Annotated in this window: 14 protein-coding genes; 8 read left to right on the top strand and 6 right to left on the bottom strand. The window is 51.1% G+C overall.

What is annotated here, in order from left to right:
• Positions 1-11: 11 nt before the first annotated feature.
• The 6 genes from CRO74_RS28520 (at position 12) to CRO74_RS28495 (ending at position 8124) form a co-directional block, all read left to right on the top strand.
• Positions 12-1763, top strand: a complete 1752-nt coding sequence (locus CRO74_RS28520) for a RagB/SusD family nutrient uptake outer membrane protein (protein ID WP_097131240.1) — start codon at positions 12-14, stop codon at positions 1761-1763.
• Between the two features lie 566 nt (positions 1764-2329).
• Positions 2330-2755 (top strand): MarR family winged helix-turn-helix transcriptional regulator, encoded by a 426-nt coding sequence (locus tag CRO74_RS28515; protein ID WP_097131238.1) that lies wholly within the window; start codon positions 2330-2332, stop codon positions 2753-2755.
• Between the two features lies 1 nt (position 2756).
• The gene (locus CRO74_RS28510) at positions 2757-4085 is read left to right on the top strand and encodes a TolC family protein (RefSeq protein WP_097131236.1); all 1329 of its coding nucleotides are present in this window, start codon (positions 2757-2759) and stop codon (positions 4083-4085) included.
• Positions 4086-4116: 31 nt separating this feature from the next.
• Positions 4117-5226, top strand: coding sequence for an HlyD family secretion protein (locus CRO74_RS28505; RefSeq protein ID WP_097131234.1), 1110 nt, complete (start codon positions 4117-4119; stop codon positions 5224-5226).
• Between the two features lie 130 nt (positions 5227-5356).
• Entirely contained in the window at positions 5357-6916 is a 1560-nt protein-coding gene (locus tag CRO74_RS28500) for a DHA2 family efflux MFS transporter permease subunit (RefSeq protein ID WP_097131564.1), read from the top strand.
• Positions 6917-7056: 140 nt separating this feature from the next.
• The gene (locus CRO74_RS28495; protein ID WP_245878010.1) at positions 7057-8124 is read left to right on the top strand and encodes a TolB family protein; all 1068 of its coding nucleotides are present in this window, start codon (positions 7057-7059) and stop codon (positions 8122-8124) included.
• A gap of 9 nt (positions 8125-8133) precedes the next feature.
• Here the strand turns inward: CRO74_RS28495 and CRO74_RS28490 are convergent, their stop codons facing one another.
• Positions 8134-9381 carry a DUF819 family protein gene (locus CRO74_RS28490; RefSeq protein ID WP_097131231.1) on the bottom strand — a complete coding sequence of 416 codons (1248 nt, stop codon included), beginning with the start codon at positions 9379-9381 and terminating at the stop codon, positions 8134-8136.
• Positions 9382-9453: 72 nt separating this feature from the next.
• Positions 9454-11490: a glycoside hydrolase family 3 protein gene (locus CRO74_RS28485; protein ID WP_097131229.1), complete on the bottom strand. Its 2037-nt coding sequence runs from the start codon at positions 11488-11490 to the stop codon at positions 9454-9456.
• Between the two features lie 389 nt (positions 11491-11879).
• On the opposite strand from CRO74_RS28485, the gene CRO74_RS28480 reads away from it, so the two are divergent.
• Positions 11880-12908, top strand: a complete 1029-nt coding sequence (locus CRO74_RS28480) for a LacI family DNA-binding transcriptional regulator (protein WP_097131227.1) — start codon at positions 11880-11882, stop codon at positions 12906-12908.
• 13 nt (positions 12909-12921) lie between these two features.
• Here the strand turns inward: CRO74_RS28480 and CRO74_RS28475 are convergent, their stop codons facing one another.
• The 4 genes from CRO74_RS28475 to CRO74_RS28460 form a co-directional block, all read right to left on the bottom strand.
• The gene (locus tag CRO74_RS28475) at positions 12922-13986 is read right to left on the bottom strand and encodes a phosphatidylinositol-specific phospholipase C1-like protein (protein WP_097131225.1); all 1065 of its coding nucleotides are present in this window, start codon (positions 13984-13986) and stop codon (positions 12922-12924) included.
• 103 nt (positions 13987-14089) lie between these two features.
• A complete protein-coding gene (locus tag CRO74_RS28470; RefSeq protein ID WP_097131223.1) occupies positions 14090-14395 on the bottom strand; it encodes a rhodanese-like domain-containing protein in 306 nt (101 codons plus the stop codon).
• Positions 14396-14496: 101 nt separating this feature from the next.
• Positions 14497-16194: a gamma-glutamyltransferase gene (gene ggt, locus CRO74_RS28465; RefSeq protein WP_097131221.1), complete on the bottom strand. Its 1698-nt coding sequence runs from the start codon at positions 16192-16194 to the stop codon at positions 14497-14499.
• Between the two features lie 189 nt (positions 16195-16383).
• Positions 16384-16965 (bottom strand): DUF4082 domain-containing protein, encoded by a 582-nt coding sequence (locus CRO74_RS28460; RefSeq protein ID WP_097131218.1) that lies wholly within the window; start codon positions 16963-16965, stop codon positions 16384-16386.
• Between the two features lie 371 nt (positions 16966-17336).
• Here CRO74_RS28460 and CRO74_RS28455 point away from each other — a divergent pair, with 371 nt between their 5' ends.
• Complete coding sequence (locus CRO74_RS28455; protein ID WP_218840246.1) at positions 17337-18002, top strand: hypothetical protein; 666 nt, start codon at positions 17337-17339, stop codon at positions 18000-18002.
• Positions 18003-18018 lie beyond the last annotated feature (16 nt).

Below are 18018 nucleotides of genomic sequence, written 5' to 3'. Positions count from 1 at the left end.
AACTTATCGTCATGAACCAAGTTATAAATCGAGTTGCCAAACTGTTAACACTGTCGGTGCTGCTACTGGGCAGCCACGCCTGCAAAGACGATTTCCTGAACCGACAGCCCATCGGTGTGTTTAGCGAAGAGGCCCTGAAAACCCGCGCCGGAGTTAATGGTATTCTCACCGGAGCTTATGCCGGACTGAACGGAGCCATGTACGGAAACGGCTCCAGCGCGGGTGCCGATGTAAACTCATTCTCGAACTGGGTCTTCGGCGGCATCACCTCCGACGACGCCCAGAAAGGAGCCGACGTGGGCGGCAGTCGCTCCGACATTGAACGCTATGAAGTGACCCCAGCCAGTACCAAACTCGACGACCGCTGGCGGTTTTGTTACGACGGCATTGCCCGCTGCAACGACGTGCTCCGGCTTAGTCCGCTGGTGAGTGGGTTGAGCGAACTGGAGGTGAAAAACCTGACTGGCCAGGCGAAGGCTTTACGGGCTCTGTACTATTTCCACGGCACTATCGTTTTCGGTCGCCTGCCCTGGATCGACGAAACCACCACCGACTACCGCCAGCCCAACGAGCGGGTGCTCTGGAAAGAGATGGAAGCCGATCTGCAATACGCCTATGCCAATCTGCCCGAAACATTTACCGAAACGGGCCGGATTAACAAGTGGGCGGCCGGGGTGTTGCTGGCTAAAGTGTATGTATTCCAGAAGAAATGGACCGAGGCCAAACCTCTGCTTGACGCCATCATAACCACGGGAAAAACCACTAAAGGCTTGAAATACGCGCTGTTCGCCCGGTATCACGACAATTTCCGCATCGGTACGCAGGGCAGCGCCACCGATACCGAGGTGGTGCTGGATGCCAACTATTCGGCCAATGACAACAGCAAAGGCTTCAACGGGGGGCTTGGCGAGAACCTTAACTTTCCGCACGGCGGACTGAGTTCGCAACCCGCCGGTTGCTGCGGCTATTTCCAGCCTTCTCAGGATTTCGTCAACGCCCACCGCACGGACGCTAATGGGCTGCCGCTGCCCGATACCTACAATCAGTTTGAGGTGAAAAATGATCAGGGACTCGAAAGCAGCCAGCCCTTCACGCCCGACGCGGGCAACCTCGACCCCCGTTTAGACTGGTCGGTGGGTCGGCGGGGAATCCCGTATCTGGACTGGGGGCTGCATCCGGGCAAGACGTGGGTACGTGACCAGACCTATGCCGGGACGTTTTCGCCCAAGAAGAACGTGTACTATAAAACCGACGAAATGGCCGGTCTGGTTGATCCCGACCGTCGTACCTCGGCCAATAACTTCCGGATTCTGCGGTTTGCCGAAGTGCTGCTGATGGCCGCCGAGACCGAGATCGAGCTGAACAATCTGGAGAAGGGGCGTGAGTACGTGAATCAGGTACGTCGGCGGGTAGCTAATCCCGACGGTTTTGTAAAAGGCACCGACGGCAACCCTGCTGCCAACTACGTGATCTCGGAGTACAAAACCCCCTGGACTGACCGGGAATCCGCCCTGAAAGCGATGCGGTTTGAACGCCGTCTGGAACTGGGTATGGAAGGGCAGCGGTTCTTCGACCTGGTGCGCTGGGGTGTAGCAAAAGAGGTACTCAACAAGTACTTAGCCTACGAAGTTACCAAACGCTCGAACCTGCGCGGGGCTACCTTTAAGGATCAAAACGTCGTGTTTCCGGTGCCCCAACGTCAGATCGACGCCACCAAACGCCCCGACGGAACCCCCACGCTGACTCAAAACCAGGGATACTGATTTATTTGCTGTATCTATACAAGTAAAAAAGACTCGTCTATAGCTAACGGACGAGTCTTTTTTTTAGTGATTTCTTCAGACAAAAGTATCCGTAGTATACTGTCAAAACCCATTGATCAACTATCGAATCTGTTTAAGCTTTTATTTTCAAGATGAATTAGAGTTTTTTGTCATGGCACCGGCCACCCGGCCCGAGGCACGAGGGATCTTCGGTAGGAATAAAAAACAATCCAACTATCGAAGATCCCTCTTGCCTCGGGCCGGGTGGCCGGTGCCATGACAAAAAACACTTTTTGCCAGCTATTTATTAAGGTTTAAAAAGCTTCATTGTTAAAAATTGATTAAAAATACTGCTGCTAATACTGGCTGAAATATGCAATTGGGGAATAAGTGTATATGAAATCGAAATTGTATTATTCCTATAAATTGATTTTGTTGTACTTAGGGAAGTAAACGAACCAAATACCCGTTTATACCAGCTATTTATGCTTAATCTCAGTCGTTTAAACGAAATTTGTTTAAACAAATATTGGTTATACCTTTGACACGCCCTACCCGATACGAAAATGCAAGTTGTCAATGAATACCACCGACTAATCAAAAATCTGCATCAGACAGATGGGTACATCTTTAACTATTTTGGACAAAAGCTGGCACCCTTCGATTTGTCGGTTCAACAGTACATCACCTTACGCCGTCTTTCGGAGGTTTATCCTGATAGTTTGACAGCGGGTGAGTTAAAGGAAAAAATGACGGATATAAACTCCGATATGACCCGGCTCACCGACCGGCTGGTAGCCAAGAATCTGATCGTTCGTGAAATAGACCCAACTAATCGTCGGAAAGTCAACCTGAGGCTTACTGAAGAATCCTTTCGCTTCGTGGAAACCGTGGCGGTTGAGTTCAAGAATTTTGAATCCATCGTCAGCCATTTAACTGACGAGGAAGTACGCGTTATGAATACACTCCTGGAAAAAATTAGAAATCGGTAAAATGAAAAAGTACGTAATAGGGGCTGGCCTTTGGTTACTGACGCTGGGTGGTATTAACGCCCAGTCGACGCCATCGGTAATGCCGCTGAATCAGGCTATTCAACGGGCCTTACAAAATAACAAGGGTATTAAACTGGCCGACTCGCGCACGCTTGCGGCCGAAGCCCGCTCTCAGGAAGCCAGAGATCGGAGCCTGCCACAGGCAAATGCATCGCTGGCTTATTCGCGCTATAGTTTGACCGGTCCGGTCTCATTTGGAGAAGGGAGCGATGGAAAAGCGTTGCTGACGATTCCGGCAGGCGCCTTCAATGCGATGATTGGGGGGGCTACGATCAGCAAGGAGATTTTTGGCGGTTTTGCCGAAAAATCAGCCGAACTCTCCGCGAGTTTACTGGCAAAAGCCAGTCATCTGGATGCCGAGCGAAATCGGTCTGAACTGGTCTATACCGTTACAGACGCGTATTACAACATTGTCAAATTGATTCGGTCGACGAGCGTCATTGATCAGAATATCAAACAGTTCGACGAGCGCGAACGCGAGGCTCAGAATCTGCAAAAAGAAGGGGTTGTAACCGCCAACGAAGTGCTGAAAATTCAGTTACAGCGGAATAATCTTCAATTGAGCCGTCTGCAGGTTGAGAAGGCTCGCCAAACGGCGCTTTACAATTTCAACTTGTTGCTTGGCTTACCCGAAGATCAGGAAGTTACGATTGATACAACCCTGACCAATCCGGTGACGACTGCCGAGCCACTGAGCAATTTCCTGGGGCAGGCATTACAAAGCCGTCCTGAGGTTCAGGCGAATGCGCTGCGTGTGCAATCGGCCGAGGCAATGTTGCGCAATACCAAAAGTGTCATGTATCCGCATCTGGGTGCGTCGGTAGGGTATAATTACATAAACCCAACCGCTCGGATTATTCCCGAAGGCGGCTCCTTTGTCAGTGCCTGGAATGTGGGGCTGGGCCTGAGTTATAATATCGGCTCGCTGTACAACATGAAGGGTAAACTGAACACGGCCAAAACGGCTATCGATCAGGCCGATTTACAGGGTCAGCAACAAGCCGATCAGATTCGGAGCGAGGTTGTAACGGCCTATAACAACTACCAGTTGGCACTGGAACAGCAGAATGTTATCCGCACAGCTGTGGGGCAGGCGCAGGAAAACTACCGCCTGACAGAATCCCGTTTCCGCAACGGGCTGGTTGGTTCGACGGATTTTCTGGAAGCCAACAGCTTTCTGCTACAGGCCCAACTCAATGTGATCAACGCCACTGTGGATGCGCAGCTAGCCTATCAGCGTCTACTCAAAGCTACGGGCCATAATCTTTAATTAATCTCACGTTCTGACGAACGACATAATCATGAACAAGAAAACTTTATTCCGCGTAGGGGGCGTCATTGTCCTGGTCATTGCTCTCTTTTTTGGCTACAGCGAGTTTCGCTACCTGCAACGTCACGAAACAACCGACGATGCACAGATTGACGGTGACGTGAACCCGGTGATTCCCAAAGCCGGTGGGTATGTGAAGGCTATTCGCTTCAAGGACAACCAGTTTGTTAAAGAAGGCGATACGTTGGTCGTATTAGACGATGCCGATTATAAAATTCGGGTGGCACAGGCCGAAGCCGCGCTGCAAAGTGCTATGGCGGCAGCCGGGGTATCCCGCTCGCAGGTCAATGTAGCGGCTGCTACTATCCAAAGCTCAGAAGCCAGCGTGCTCACAGCCCGGAATCAGGTAGCCACGGCGCAAGCCAACGTAACGGCGGCTCAGGCCCGCGCCCGCAAAGCCAATCAGGATTTTGACCGCTATAGCCGCTTGCTGGCTGAAAAGACGGTTCCTCAACAGCAGTTCGACGCCGTACAGGCCGAACGAGATGCCGCTCAAGCACAAGTACAAGCCGCTCAGGCTCAACTCCAAACGGCTCAGGCGCAGGTAGCGGCTGCCGGTTCGCAAACGGGCGTGACGAGTTCACAGCGCCGGGCTACAGTAGGTCAGATTTCAGTAGCGCAGGCCGCTATCAAACAACGTCAGACGGATTTGGATCTGGCCAATCTGCAGCTCTCCTATACCATTGTGCGGGCTCCGGTTTCGGGCGTGGTGTCGAAGCGGGCGGTGCAAATTGGCCAACTGGTTCAACCGGGTCAGGCACTGTGCTCCATCGTGGGTAACACGAGCCTTTGGGTTACGGCTAACTTTAAAGAGACGCAATTGAAGCAAATGCTGGCTGGCCAAAAGGTCGAAATTGATGTTGACGCCTTTGAAGGCGATAAACTGGTCGGTCAGGTGGGTTCATTTGCTGGTGCGACGGGTGCCAAATTCACCCTGCTTCCTCCCGACAACGCCACGGGTAACTACGTAAAAGTGGTACAACGGGTGCCGGTTCGTATCGAGCTGGATAAAAACAGCCCACTTTACGCCAAGCTCCGCCCCGGTATGAGTGCAACGGTAGCCGTGGATTTGCAGAAATAATGTGAGTGGTATACCGTGGTGTCGGGTTCTGGATCGCCAGCCCGGTCAAACCCGGCACGCTCGCGTCAACAACGGTGTTGGGTTTGACCGGGCTGGCGATCCAGAACCCGACACCACTTCAATCAACTTCATGAAAAAGTTAGGTTTTGATAAATGGATCGTCGTCATAACGGTTACGACGGCCGCCCTGCTGCAAACCATCGACTCCTCGATTGTGAACGTGACGCTGAACCAGATGATGGGGAATCTGGGCGCTTCATTGGGCGATATTAGCTGGGTCGTTACAGGTTATGCTGCCGCCAGTGCCGTTATGATCACCATGTCGGGCTGGCTGACAGCCAAACTCGGTCGGCGGAATTACTTTGCCGCATCCATTATTTTATTTACGATAGCGTCCATCTTTTGTGGTACCTCGACCAACGTCTGGGAGCTTGTCTTCTTCCGTGTTGTGCAGGGTATCGGTGGGGGCGGTTTGCTCACCACGGCCCAGTCCATTCTGATTCAGACATTCCCGAAAGAGGATCTCGGTATTGCCAACGCCATTTTCGGCTTGGGTGTGATTATTGGCCCGTCCATTGGCCCTACGCTGGGTGGTTTCATTACCGACAATCTGTCGTGGAACTGGGTTTTTTACATCAATATTCCCTTCGGGATTCTGGCTACCTTCCTGACGTACACCTACATAAAGGAACCTGCCGAGAAAATGCTGGCCGGTAAGATGGACTGGCTGGCGCTTATTCTTCTGGTTATGGGTATTGGTGGTTTGCAGATCATCCTGGAAAAAGGAGAAGAAAAAGACTGGTTCGACTCCCGCTTTATCGTGGGTATGTCCCTTGCGGCTGGTGTGGGGTTGATCGGCTTTATCTGGCGCCAACTGGCCGTCAAAATACCCATTCTGGATTTGCGGTTGCTGCTCCAGCGCCGGTTTGCGGTGGGAACCCTGTTTAACTTCATCCTGGGTTTTGGTTTGTTTGCGTCGGTCTTTATCATTCCGGTTTTCTGTCAGACTATTTTGGGATTCACCGCCAGCCAGACGGGCTTGCTACTGATGCCGGGCTCCATTGCAACGGGTATGATGATGCCCGTGGTAGGTGGGTTGATGAGCAAAAACTACATCTCGCCGGTCTGGTATGCGGGCATTGGTTTTCTGCTGTTCTTCGGCTTCTGCTTCGACCTGTCGGCCATTAGTCTGGCTGCCGGTCCGGATTATTTCTTCTGGCCGCTCATTATTCGGGGTATTGGCATGGGGTTAATTTTCATTCCCCTTACCACCGTTACCCTGGCGGACCTAAAGAACATCGAAATTCCACAGGGATCGGCCCTGACGGGGATGATTCGTCAGTTGGGCGGTACCTTCGGAACGGCCATCATGACGACTTACATCTCAACGCGTACCATGTTCCATGCCTCGCGGTTGGGGGACAACGTGTCAATCTATAACCCGCTTTCCGTCGATCGGATTCGCCAGTATACCGGCTTGTTTCTGTCGAAAGGTGATGCACTGGCATCCGCGACCAGCAAAGCCTACGGGCTGATGCAGGGCACCATGATGCGGCAGGCGCTGGTGATGACCTACGCCGATGCCTTCCTGGTGATTGGTGGTTTTTTCCTAATCTGCGTGCCGCTGTTGTTGCTGTTCATTGGCAAGAAAATCGAAGCACCCGCCCATACCGAAATGGTGATGGAGTAACACTGTTTGATTTTGCGTGTTTTATTTTGTTTCTACACTTGTGTGTACCAAAAAGGCCGGAGGATTTTCTTTCGGCCTTTTTTCGTTTACAACCCTTTGTTGTAAACTTGACTCAATGTTGATATATAGACTACCGACGTATGAAATTCACGCTTTTACCGCTTATTGGATGTCTGTGCCTACTCGTCATGAGCTGTGAAAAACTACGGCCAATGCAATACAGCCAGGGCACCTTTCCCGATGTGGTTACGAATCTGGGCGACATAAACTCCGTCGACGATGATTACAATTCGGCGATTCCAGCGTTTGGCAGCGTTATGCCGCTGCTGTTTTCGTCGAAGCGGGGTGGCCGTTCCGATTTTAACTTCGTTAAGGAGTCGCTTGATTATTCATTTAGCCGTAGTAGCGGTGTTTTCTCATTCACCAACAAACCTTACTGGGGACTTGGTGTGCTAGAGGAGCAAACTCCAATCGGCTGGGCTGCGGATAAAGTGAATTCAATCGGCAACGAACTGGGACCGTATATTAAATCATACGAACGCGATTTGATTAAAGATGGCATGAGTCGCCATTATGCCGAATACCTGATGCTGTTTGCCTCCGACCGGACCGGTAATCTGGACATCTACCTGACCCATAATTATAAAGATAATCCGGCGAGTACATATACGGTAACAGGCAATACAAGTCCAATTTCCAACAAAACATTCGTTGACCCTATACCACTTGACTTTCTGAATTCAACGGCCGACGATGGCTACCCTACGTTCGATAAAAGTAACGGGTCGATTTACTTCACCTCCAATCGGGCCGGGACCTTCGATATATATAAAGCAACATTACCGACCATCGCGCCTACCGAATTACAGTCGAAATTGCCAGCTTTGAGCGATGTTGCTATCGAGAAAGTAGCTGAATTGTCGTCTACTGCCGATGATAAATGCCCGTTTATTCTGGACAATACGCTGGTTTTTACGTCGAACCGGCCGGGTGGGCTGGGTGGCTATGATTTATATTACAGTAAATGGGATGGCAGTCGTTGGTCGGCACCCGTAAACTTTGGCCCAACGGTCAATACAGCTTCGGATGAGTATCGCCCCATTCTGACAAGTCAGCCGGACTACACAAATCAGTTGATGTTGTTCTCGTCCAACCGGCCTGGTGGGAAAGGTGGGTTTGATTTGTACATGGTCGGTATTCAAAAGTAAGGCCGACTCTTACTCGACCAGCCGCATGAGCCAGGCGGTGAGCAGGCCTCCATACGTGCCCAAGACGTGACTGAGAACCGCCAGTAAAACGCCGACGGGGGCCAGCGCGGGGTGGAAGATCGACGCCACTGCCGGAGCCGTCGATACGCCCCCAATATTTGCTTGACTTCCCACAGCCACAAAAAAGTAAGGTGCCCGGATGATTCGGGCGGTGATGAGCATGACCGTAATGTGAATGAGCATCCAGATAACAGCCACCAGAAACAGACCCATATTGCCACCCAGATTAGAGAGGTCAAGGCGCATACCGATGGTCATGATCAGGAAATAGACGAATAGCGTAGCCAGATCCGTTGTGCCTAGTTTTTCCAGTTTGCGGAGTCGGGTAAACGAAAGCCCAATGCCTAAGGACGTTGATAAAATAACGACCCAGAGGAAATTGGATGTGAAGGGGTCCAGCCCATAAGTCGTCAGGGAGGCTTTGTAAGGCTGCAGCGTGCTCGAAATTAGATAGGCCAGCGCATGGGCCAGCGCACCTCCGCCAAAGCCAAGCGCCAGAATCGTACTTAAATCGAGGAGGTTGGCAGGTCGGTCCGGCTCCACTTTGTAAGCCAGTATGCGTTGTTTGACTTCTTCGATGGAAGTCGTGTCGGCGCGAAGCCAGCCATCGATCTTCTCGCGGTAAGCGGCTCCATAAATCAGGCAGGCCGTCCAGGTGGTCGATACAACGGCATCGACGACCAGAATAATGGCAAAAAGAGCTTCGTTGCACCCGTAAATTTCTTTGAGTGCCAACTGGCTGCTACTACCGCCAATCCAGCTCCCCGAAATAGTAACCAGTCCTTTCCAGTATTCGTTGGCGATAGCCTGCTCCCGAAAGCCGGGAATGAGCCACATGACCAGAAAAAATGCAATGGGCGCCCCAATAATAATGCCCACCGTGCCCGACATAAACGTGATCAGGGCTTTGGGGCCGAGCCGGAGAATAGCCCGCAAATCGGCAGTGGAGGTGAGTAAAACTAGAGCCGCTGGCAGCAAATAGGTGGTCGATACTTTATACAGGCTCGATTGTTCGCCCGAAATAATGCCGAGGCTGTTCATGCCCGCCGGGAAAATGTAGCACAGCAGAAGTGAGGGTACGTAGGTATACGCCCGTTTCCAGAAGGGGTGTTCCGACTGGGAGGTTCTGAAGATAATCGTTAGTAAGACCAGGAAGATGCCAAGGATAATGGCATCGTTCGTAATGAGTGGGTGCATCCGAAAACAAATTTGCTGCCACATCGCTTCTGTCGCGGTGTGGCAGCAAATTAGGTACAAAATAGCAGGACTCTATTTCTTCGGGTAACTCAACCCATCGCCAAAAGTGAACAGCGCGTAGCCTTTGGGCTTCATGTGGCCCGGCACGTCGGATTGATTGTTGAGCACAGCCTGCCGGGAAACGGGAGTGCTGAACGGCATTTTACCGGTTGGGTTGAACTTCCCGCTCAGCACGTCCAGAATAGCATCGGGCGTGGTGCCAAACGTAGCCAGTACCGTTTTGAGGTTCGGGTTGTCAATCTCGTCGATCACCCACGGACTCGTGTAATTGATGAGTACTACGGTTGGTTTCTGACTGGTCAGGTCATTGACATGCTTTACATCGATCTTGTTTTTAGACAGCTGCAATTCGATAGGTCCACCGTTAGAACTAAACAAGCTACCGCTGCTGGGTGTCAGCATGAGGACCACCACATCGGCTTCTTCTTTCGTGCCGACAAACTCCAGACCAGAGTTATTTGTCGTTGGTTTGATGACCGTAACGGGCTCTTTTGAACGGCCGTTGTCATAATAGGACTCGATAAATACTTTCGTCTTTGGTGCCAGCGGCAGCACATTCCCCGAATTGCGCAGCAGCACAATGGATTTTCGGAAAGCCAGATCGGCGCGTTGCTGGAACGCTGGTTTTCCAACGGTTTTCTGGGCAAGTTCCGGGTCGACGTACGGGTTTTCAAACAGACCCAGCACGAACTTCTCCCGCAATAGCCGAGCGATGGATTCGTTGATCCGTTTCTCGCTCACGAGGCCTTTCTTTACCGTCGACATCAGCAGCGACGGGTCGGCGGAACCGGAAAACAGGTCGACTCCGCACTCGATGGCCTTCTGGTACCGTTCTTCGATGCTTAACTTTTCAACGCCCCAGGGCATCATTTCGATGGGGCCGGTATCGGAGTTGATGATTCCCTGAAAGCCCATTTTGTCGCGCAGCAAATCCTTGATAATGGCTTTGTTGTAGGCAAAAGCTACTTCTTCGTATTTCGTGCCAATGGGTTTGGCATAGTAAGGCATAATGGCCGAAGTACCGGCGTCGATGGCGGCCTGAAACGGTTTGAGGTGGTAGTCGAACATGTTACCGGGGTAATGCTGATCTTTCCCCCAATCGAAGTGCGGGTCTTGCCCCTCCACCTGTGGCCCGCCACCGGGGAAGTGCTTGGTGGTAAGCCCCACCGAGTGAATGCCTAGTTTTGTCCCCTGGAAGCCGAGGACTATCTCGCGGGTCATGTTGGCGGCTAAATCGGCATCTTCGCCAAACGTGCCTTCAATACGCTGCCAGCGGGGTTCGGTCGCTAGATCGGCCATGTACTGATAGCCTTTCCGAAGCCCCACCGATGACCATTCCTGGCGGGCAATGTCGGCAAATTCGCGGGTGAGTTTTAAGTCCTGCATGGCCGCTAACCCCAGTTCGCCGGGCCATCTTGAGAAGACAGTCGTGCCAACACTGAGGCCAACGGACGCGTCGGTTGTAATGTGGTTTCGTGGGTTGGACGCCACAATAGCCGGGATGCCCAGACGGGAGTTTTCGCAAAGTGCCTGTAAGTTGTTGTGCCAGTCGGCCATTATTTTTGCCGATGTGTTGGCTCGTAGAATGAAATGGCGTAGCTGGTTCTGCGTCACGGCTTTGGTTGTTCCGGCGGCCATCATCATCGGGTAGGGGAGCGGCTTTCGGGTGAACATATTCATGCTTTGCACCTGATCTTCTTCATTGAACCCGCTCGTAATCTCGGTTTTTGGGGCACCCTGTTGAAAGGAAAAATCACCTGCCAAACGGGTCGTACTGATCAGCATGAAGCCTATTTTTTCGTCCAGCGTCATCTGGCTGATCAAATCCTGTACACGCTGTTCGGTGGGTAAACGCCAGTCTTCGTATTTGTCGAGCTTCCCGTTTTTGTTAAGGTCTTTGAATGAAAGGCCGCTAATCGTCAGCATTTTGACTGATCGGGAGCCTAAAGCAGGTTGCGTTGGTTTCTGGGCCAGCACAGCGGTAGTTGCTAATGCAAGCATGGAAATTGTCATGTATTGATACGGGAAGCACTTTTTAAAACGATGCATGGGTTAAAATAGGTTAAGGTAATCAGATACGTGAACGGGTGCGACGCTCCAAATTCACGGTAGTTAAAACGAGTAAATTCAGTCCGAAAAGAGAGCGAGCCGGAATAAGAGTGAATTTGTGAAAAACCAAGATTGGCTGAGCAGTCCAACGGACATAGTTCTGCCTATTCATACTTAAGTTTAACGCCCTAAAAGTCTTGATACAAGTATTTTCTCGGGAATAACAAGATTGTTTTACGCAAACGATTTCGGGAACGATTGCGCTGACTATATAGGATTTAATTTCTTCTTTAAAAAAGAGTAAAGCGCCTTTATTACCTTTATTCCGGCTAAATCGTTTCCGCATATCCTACGTTGAAGGGATATGTAATTATTCTAATTTTCTGTCCATGAAGAATATTACCATAAAGGATATTGCCCGTGAGCTGAATCTCTCTACATCGACCGTCTCCAGGGCGTTGCGAGATAGCACAGAGATTGGCGCAGAGACAAAGAAACGGGTACTGGAATTGGCGCATCGGCTCGATTATAATCCGAATCCGGTTGCGTTAAGTTTACTGAGCAGCCAGAGTAACGATATTGGCGTTATCGTGCCGGAAATCGCAAATCCGTTTTTTGCGATTGTTATTGCCGGTATTGAAGATGTGGCTTTTGCCCAGGGATACCATGTCGTTATTTACCAGAGTCATGAAGATTATGAGCGGGAAGTGCTGAATGTCAAACACATTTATAATCGGCGAAAGGATGGCTTACTGGTGTCGGTAGCCACAACAACGACAGATTATACGCACTTCAAAAACATCCACGAACGCGGTTTCCCCATCGTCTTTTTCGATCGTATCTGCGAAGAGATCGACACGCACTCGGTATCCGTCGATGATTTTGAGGGTGGGTACAAAGCGACCGAACATCTAATTCAGCAGGGGTGCCAGCGTATCGCTCACGTATCCGGTCCCGATCATTTGCTTATCAGTCGTCGGCGATTTCAGGGGTATCGGGCTGCTTTACTGGATTACGGCAGGCCTTTACTTGATGATCTGGTTATTTCTTCCCCTTACTCGCCAGCCAACGCGCTCGAAACTGTCCAGCTATTATTGACAATGCCCAATCGACCGGATGGTATTTTTGCTTCCAGCGACAACATTGCTATTGGCTGTCATGCGGCCATCATTGCAGCGGGCCTTCGGATGCCCGAAGACATTGCACTGGTTGGCTTCTCGGATCTACCCATTGCGGCCATGCTCAATCCACCACTAAGCTCCGTGGCGCAACCGGCCTTTGAGATGGGCCGTTCGGCGGCTGAGTTACTGATCAAGTTAATCCGAAATCCGGGCGAACACGGCACGTCAATCAATAATACGTTAAAGACTAAACTGATGGTCAGAAAATCGTCGATGAGGGTTTCTGAGTCAAATTAATTTATTAAAGAAATCAGTGCGTTAATGGGTTTTGGCGCAGGTAAGTGCCGTTCGCAAAGCTGATGATGTAGTCTGACGGGAAAAACTGGCTCTTCGCGTAGTAATCCGTCGTGATGATCTGGGCTCCCGACTGGCAGGCTGCCTCGAAATTACGTTTGTCGTTGGTGCGGGCTTGCCAGGTATCCGAGTCGGCGCGGGTACGGACCAGATACCCTTTTTTGACCATCGCCTTAATCTGGCCCTGCTGTTCTATTGAATTATTGAGGATCAGGAAAGCGGCTTCCGGCGTAGACGGTTCCGAATTTGTGAACAAAACACGGTTTTTTAGCGATGGATGCCCCGCTATATACGCCGACCGTTTAGCTCCGGTTTCGTCGAGAACGAACAGGAATTTCCCCTTCGATGCCTGGAGGGTGGGCCAGTTTCCAGCCAGCACCGCAGCTTCCAGTGTTGGCTTGTTGCCCCGCACATCATCGGGCATAATTAGTTTAGACCGGCCTAAACCGGCAAGAATCACACTATCCAATTGATTTAAGACCGACGCCGTAAACGGTTCAGGCAGGGTAAAACCCTCTTTCCTGATCGTGTCATCTTTGGCGTTCATCGTGATGAATACGGGGTAATGATCGGGATGGGCGTCTGACCAGCCTTTGAGTTCGGCCAGACAGCCTTTAAACGTCGGCGCATTACTTCTAAAGTCAATATCCTGGATGTGAAATACCTTGAAACCGGGTTCATTCATAACCCCGGTTGCATCGTAGGTCTGTTGGTTTTTGGCAAGTTGAAGGCCCATCGGATGGGCGTATTTCCCCCCTTTGGCATCGGCATAAATATCGATTTCAAGGTTTTGCAAGCCGAGGTTCAGCTGGTTGGTCAGGCTGGTGTGGCTGTACTCGATGGCTTTAAATCGTACAGAATCGGACTTTGTCAGCAGAGCGAACAAAGCGGGTTCAATGGCCTGTTTGTAGCTATTGTGGGAACCAATGCACTGAATCTGATTTAGTTTAAGGGAGTCAAGCCTGGGTGGTGTCAGCGCTGCAAGCGCCAATATGCAAACCAACAAGAGGGATATTTTCATGGGAAACAGCAAGGCCGATTTAGGCTCACAAGTTAAGGTGCCGGATATTACCAGCACGTTAATTTTGGCTTAAATCGACCTGCATACACTGTTTTTCAATCAATTACCTAATGTTCCGCCAACTGCCTGCGTCATGAACATCGGTAACACCATGTCCGGCCATCAGGCTTTTGGCTCGGGCACTTCGCATACCGGATGCACAGCAGACAACAATGGGTTTATTGTAGCTTTTGATTTGGGTAATCCTGGCATCAACCTGGTCCAGCGGAATATTTATAGCACCATTTGCATGACCGCTGGCAAATTCATTGCTAGAGCGTACATCAATTAGTATGGCTCCCTGACTGAGAATTTCCTTGATATTGGAACTGTCGGACGAGCCGAAGATGGACTTGAATAGACTTAGCATTGGTTTTATACGCGGGATATATTCCTGATTTAGTTTTGACCACAAAGCTATCGTTTGCCAACCCCGACTTCCGTGATAAATATCACGTACGATTTAAGTAGCTAAAATCCGGCAGCTTGTCCGTCTTTTCTGGATTCCGTAGCGCCGTGGTACACTTTGTTTTTGGCGTCGTACATAATGGCCTGATAGCCACCGTAACCGCCCAGTCCATAGCCAACTTTGTGCCCCTTACGCATCAGATCGCGGATGGTTTCGTAGGGATAGCCCGACTCCAGGGTTATCTGTCCCGAGTCGGTCATTCGTTCGCCCGTTGGTTCCGATGATCCCTGGTGGTCGATGCGGGGAGCGTCGCCTGCTTCCTGCGGATTCATCCCGAAGTCGATCATGTTCATGATAATCTGAACGTGCCCGAGGGGTTGAAAACTGCCGCCCATAACGCCGAAACTCATAAATGGCTGCCCATCTTTGGTCACAAAAGCGGGGATAATAGTCTGAAAAGGGCGTTTATGGGGTGCATAGGTGTTGTTCTGTCCGTCAATCAGGCTGTACAATTCTCCCCGGTCCTGAAGCATGAACCCCAGCCCGTCTGGAGCCATGCCGGAGCCAAATCCCCGGTAATTACTTTGAATGAGCGACACCATGTTTCCGTCTTCATCGGCTACGGTCAGGTAAATCGTATCGCCCTGTTTGAGGGCCGGGTTACCCGCATCGACCCGACTGGCGGCCCGGTTCAGGTCGATCAACTGCCGACGTTCGGCTGCGTACGATTTACTGACAAGTTCCTTTACGGGAATTTTGGCAAACGCCGGGTCGGCATAGTATTTGGCCCGGTCTTCAAAAGCCAGCTTTTTGGCTTCTACGAACCGATGAATATGCTCCGGGCTACCCCAGGGTGTTTGCGAGAAATCGTATCCTTCCAGCAAATTCAGCATCTGCAAAGCGGCAATACCCTGACTGTTGGGCGGTAACTCCCAAACGTCGTAACCCCGGTAGTTGGTCGAAACGGGTTCAACCCATTCGGAGGTATGATCGGCCAGATCTTTGGCGCTGAGGTAGCCGCCCATTTTTTTCATAAAGGCATCAATCGTTTGGGCGATATCGCCTTTGTAGAATGCATCCCGACCACCTTTGGCAATCTTTTCGAGCGTACTGGCCAGTGCCGGATTTTTAAAGAGTTCGCCCCGTTTGGGAGCCGCACCGGTGGGCGCGTAGATTTCTTTCACATTAGGATACTTACTGAACCGTGCAATCATTGATGGCCAGTAAAAAGCGGCTTCGTCATGAACGGGGTAGCCCTCGCGGGCGTAGCGGATGGCGTGGGCTAAAATGCTGGTCATGGGGGCTTTGCCAAACCGTTTGTGCAGTTCAAACCAGCCATCTACACAGCCGGGTACCGACACGGGCAGGGGGCCATCGGACGGAATGTGCTTGAGCCCCCGTTTTTGAAACTCCGCCAGCGAAAGCGTATAGGGCGACCGTCCCGAGGCATTGAGGCCATACAGCTTTTTGGTTTTGGCATCCCACACAATAGCGAACAGGTCACCGCCAATGCCGTTGACGTGCGGCTCCACCAACCCTTCCATGGCGTTGGCGGCAATAGCGGCATCAATGGCGTTGCCGCCCGACCGCAGCACATCAATAGCGGCCTGGGTAGAAAGCGGGTGCGATGTACAGGCCATGCCATGACGGGCCATAACGACTGCGCGGGTAGCAAATGGCTTGCCGCTGAGCCGATCCTGAGCCAGAACGGTGGTGACGAGTGAACTTAGAAAGAGGAGTGAGAGTATCGATTTTTTCATGAAGTGGTTGTTCAGGTTGCCGTAAATGAATTGTGCCCCGGTAGGGACACCGAGGCACAAGATAACGAAACGAGCGAATAGATTTGCTCATCCTTACCAGGCCAGGAGTGGAGCGTTAGCGAGCTTAATAATAGATTGATCTGTCAACCCTGGTCTGTGTAGCGAAAAATCCATCTGGCGGGTAGTGGCTCAGTCGGGGATAAATGTAAATTCGGGGACGCCGTTAAGTAAGCTAAACTGGTTCAGGGTGGTGGTAGGAAAGGTAGCTATGCTGCTACTGCTATAGCGGCTGCCATGCAGCGTGATGCTGCCTTTGGTGTCTGGCAAAATATTGCCTCCGCTTTTTTTAAAGGCTTGGGTGAACGCCCCCTGGGGGCGCACGCCCGATTTGTTGTTGATGCTGATCACGTATTTCTTATTGATCGTCAGCGGCATTACGTCGGTGTCGATAAGGGTTAGTTTGTCGGGCACCTCCTGCTCCACTGTTTTTTGTTGCAATAACTGTCCGCTATCAAAGTCCCAGATCGTGACTGCATAAATACCCGCGTCTGGCAGTTGGCTGCCTACCTGGGTAAGTTTACCGGCAACGGCACTGCTAAATACCACACCCATCTCCCGAAAGGAATTACCCCGAATCTGCACCAGCGTCAACGCCGGTGCCTGCTCACTCAGGAGGGTAGTGATGGGGTTCTCGGCGGGTTTGACCGCTTCGTTCTTAGTGCAACTCGTCAGGCTTGCCAGCAGCAGTCCACACGCCCATAGATTTTTCATGCTGATAGAAGTTTGTTCGTTTGACAATTGGGACCCATCCGTTGCAATCTGCCGGAATGGGCGCAGTACGGCTGGTGTATCAAAACTAGAAACTCTCATATGTCAGGCCCCACTTCGCTGAGTATTAGGCAGAAGTATTGATCTAACGGCTCATAAATCCATGAAGATGATTCTACTTTCACATCCCAATTCCTTCACCGGTACTGGTACCGGAGGGGCGAACGAAAATACAGCGATATTGGCTTTGACAGTGCCATCCCACCATCACGCTTGATAGTGGGATCGGCCAAGGGCGATTTTTTCGTATAAACTTTCTCTGGATAATACACGTGACAATGGGTTATCAACTGGCTGGTTACTATTTGATGAGATTGAATGAGCTACCCTTTCTGGCTGCCCCTCACCCGTTTTACTACACGGTCGACACCAGCTTTAATGATAATTTGCTCGATGAGTGGGCCTGGGAGAGACCCAACACCCAACAGCAACGACTTCCGGTGAAGGACAACCTGGGACTTACTGATGCTGGCCGGGCGCAACTCACCAGCTGGGTTTATCAACAATACCAGGCGGGTGAATTAGCCTGGGGCAATGTGTTTTCGGATCTGGCTCAAGCCAATGCGTACCGCAGCCGCTTCTTTCGTGAATTGCCTAATACGGTCGTTCTTTCGCTTTCATTTCAGGAAAAAGATATACAGCGAATTCGGGCCAGATGGCAGGCAAGCTTTACCAACTACAGCCAGGGCGGTTCATTAGAACCACCCTGGCTGCCATCCCTGCTTCGTAATTCCAACGCTCACCATCAGCGTATTGGTTATGATCTGATTGGTACCGAGCCGGGTATACTGGGTCTTACTTCCTTTCTGGTTCATGATATAGAGTTGGATCTATACCAACGGTTTGGAATCAGGCAAAACGCTTATGGTTTACTGGATACCGATACGCAGCAGGAAGCAGTCATGGCTTACATGCATGATCCTCAAAGTAGGGTAGAGCCATTAGATTGGTATTGGGCCGCCGTTGATTTATGGAGTTAACCAAACGTCGGCCAGT

It is taken from the genome of Spirosoma fluviale (assembly GCF_900230225.1).
Taxonomy (GTDB): domain Bacteria; phylum Bacteroidota; class Bacteroidia; order Cytophagales; family Spirosomataceae; genus Spirosoma; species Spirosoma fluviale.
The sequence above is the reverse complement of the archived record's forward strand: the minus strand, read 5'-3'. Positions and strand labels throughout refer to the sequence as shown.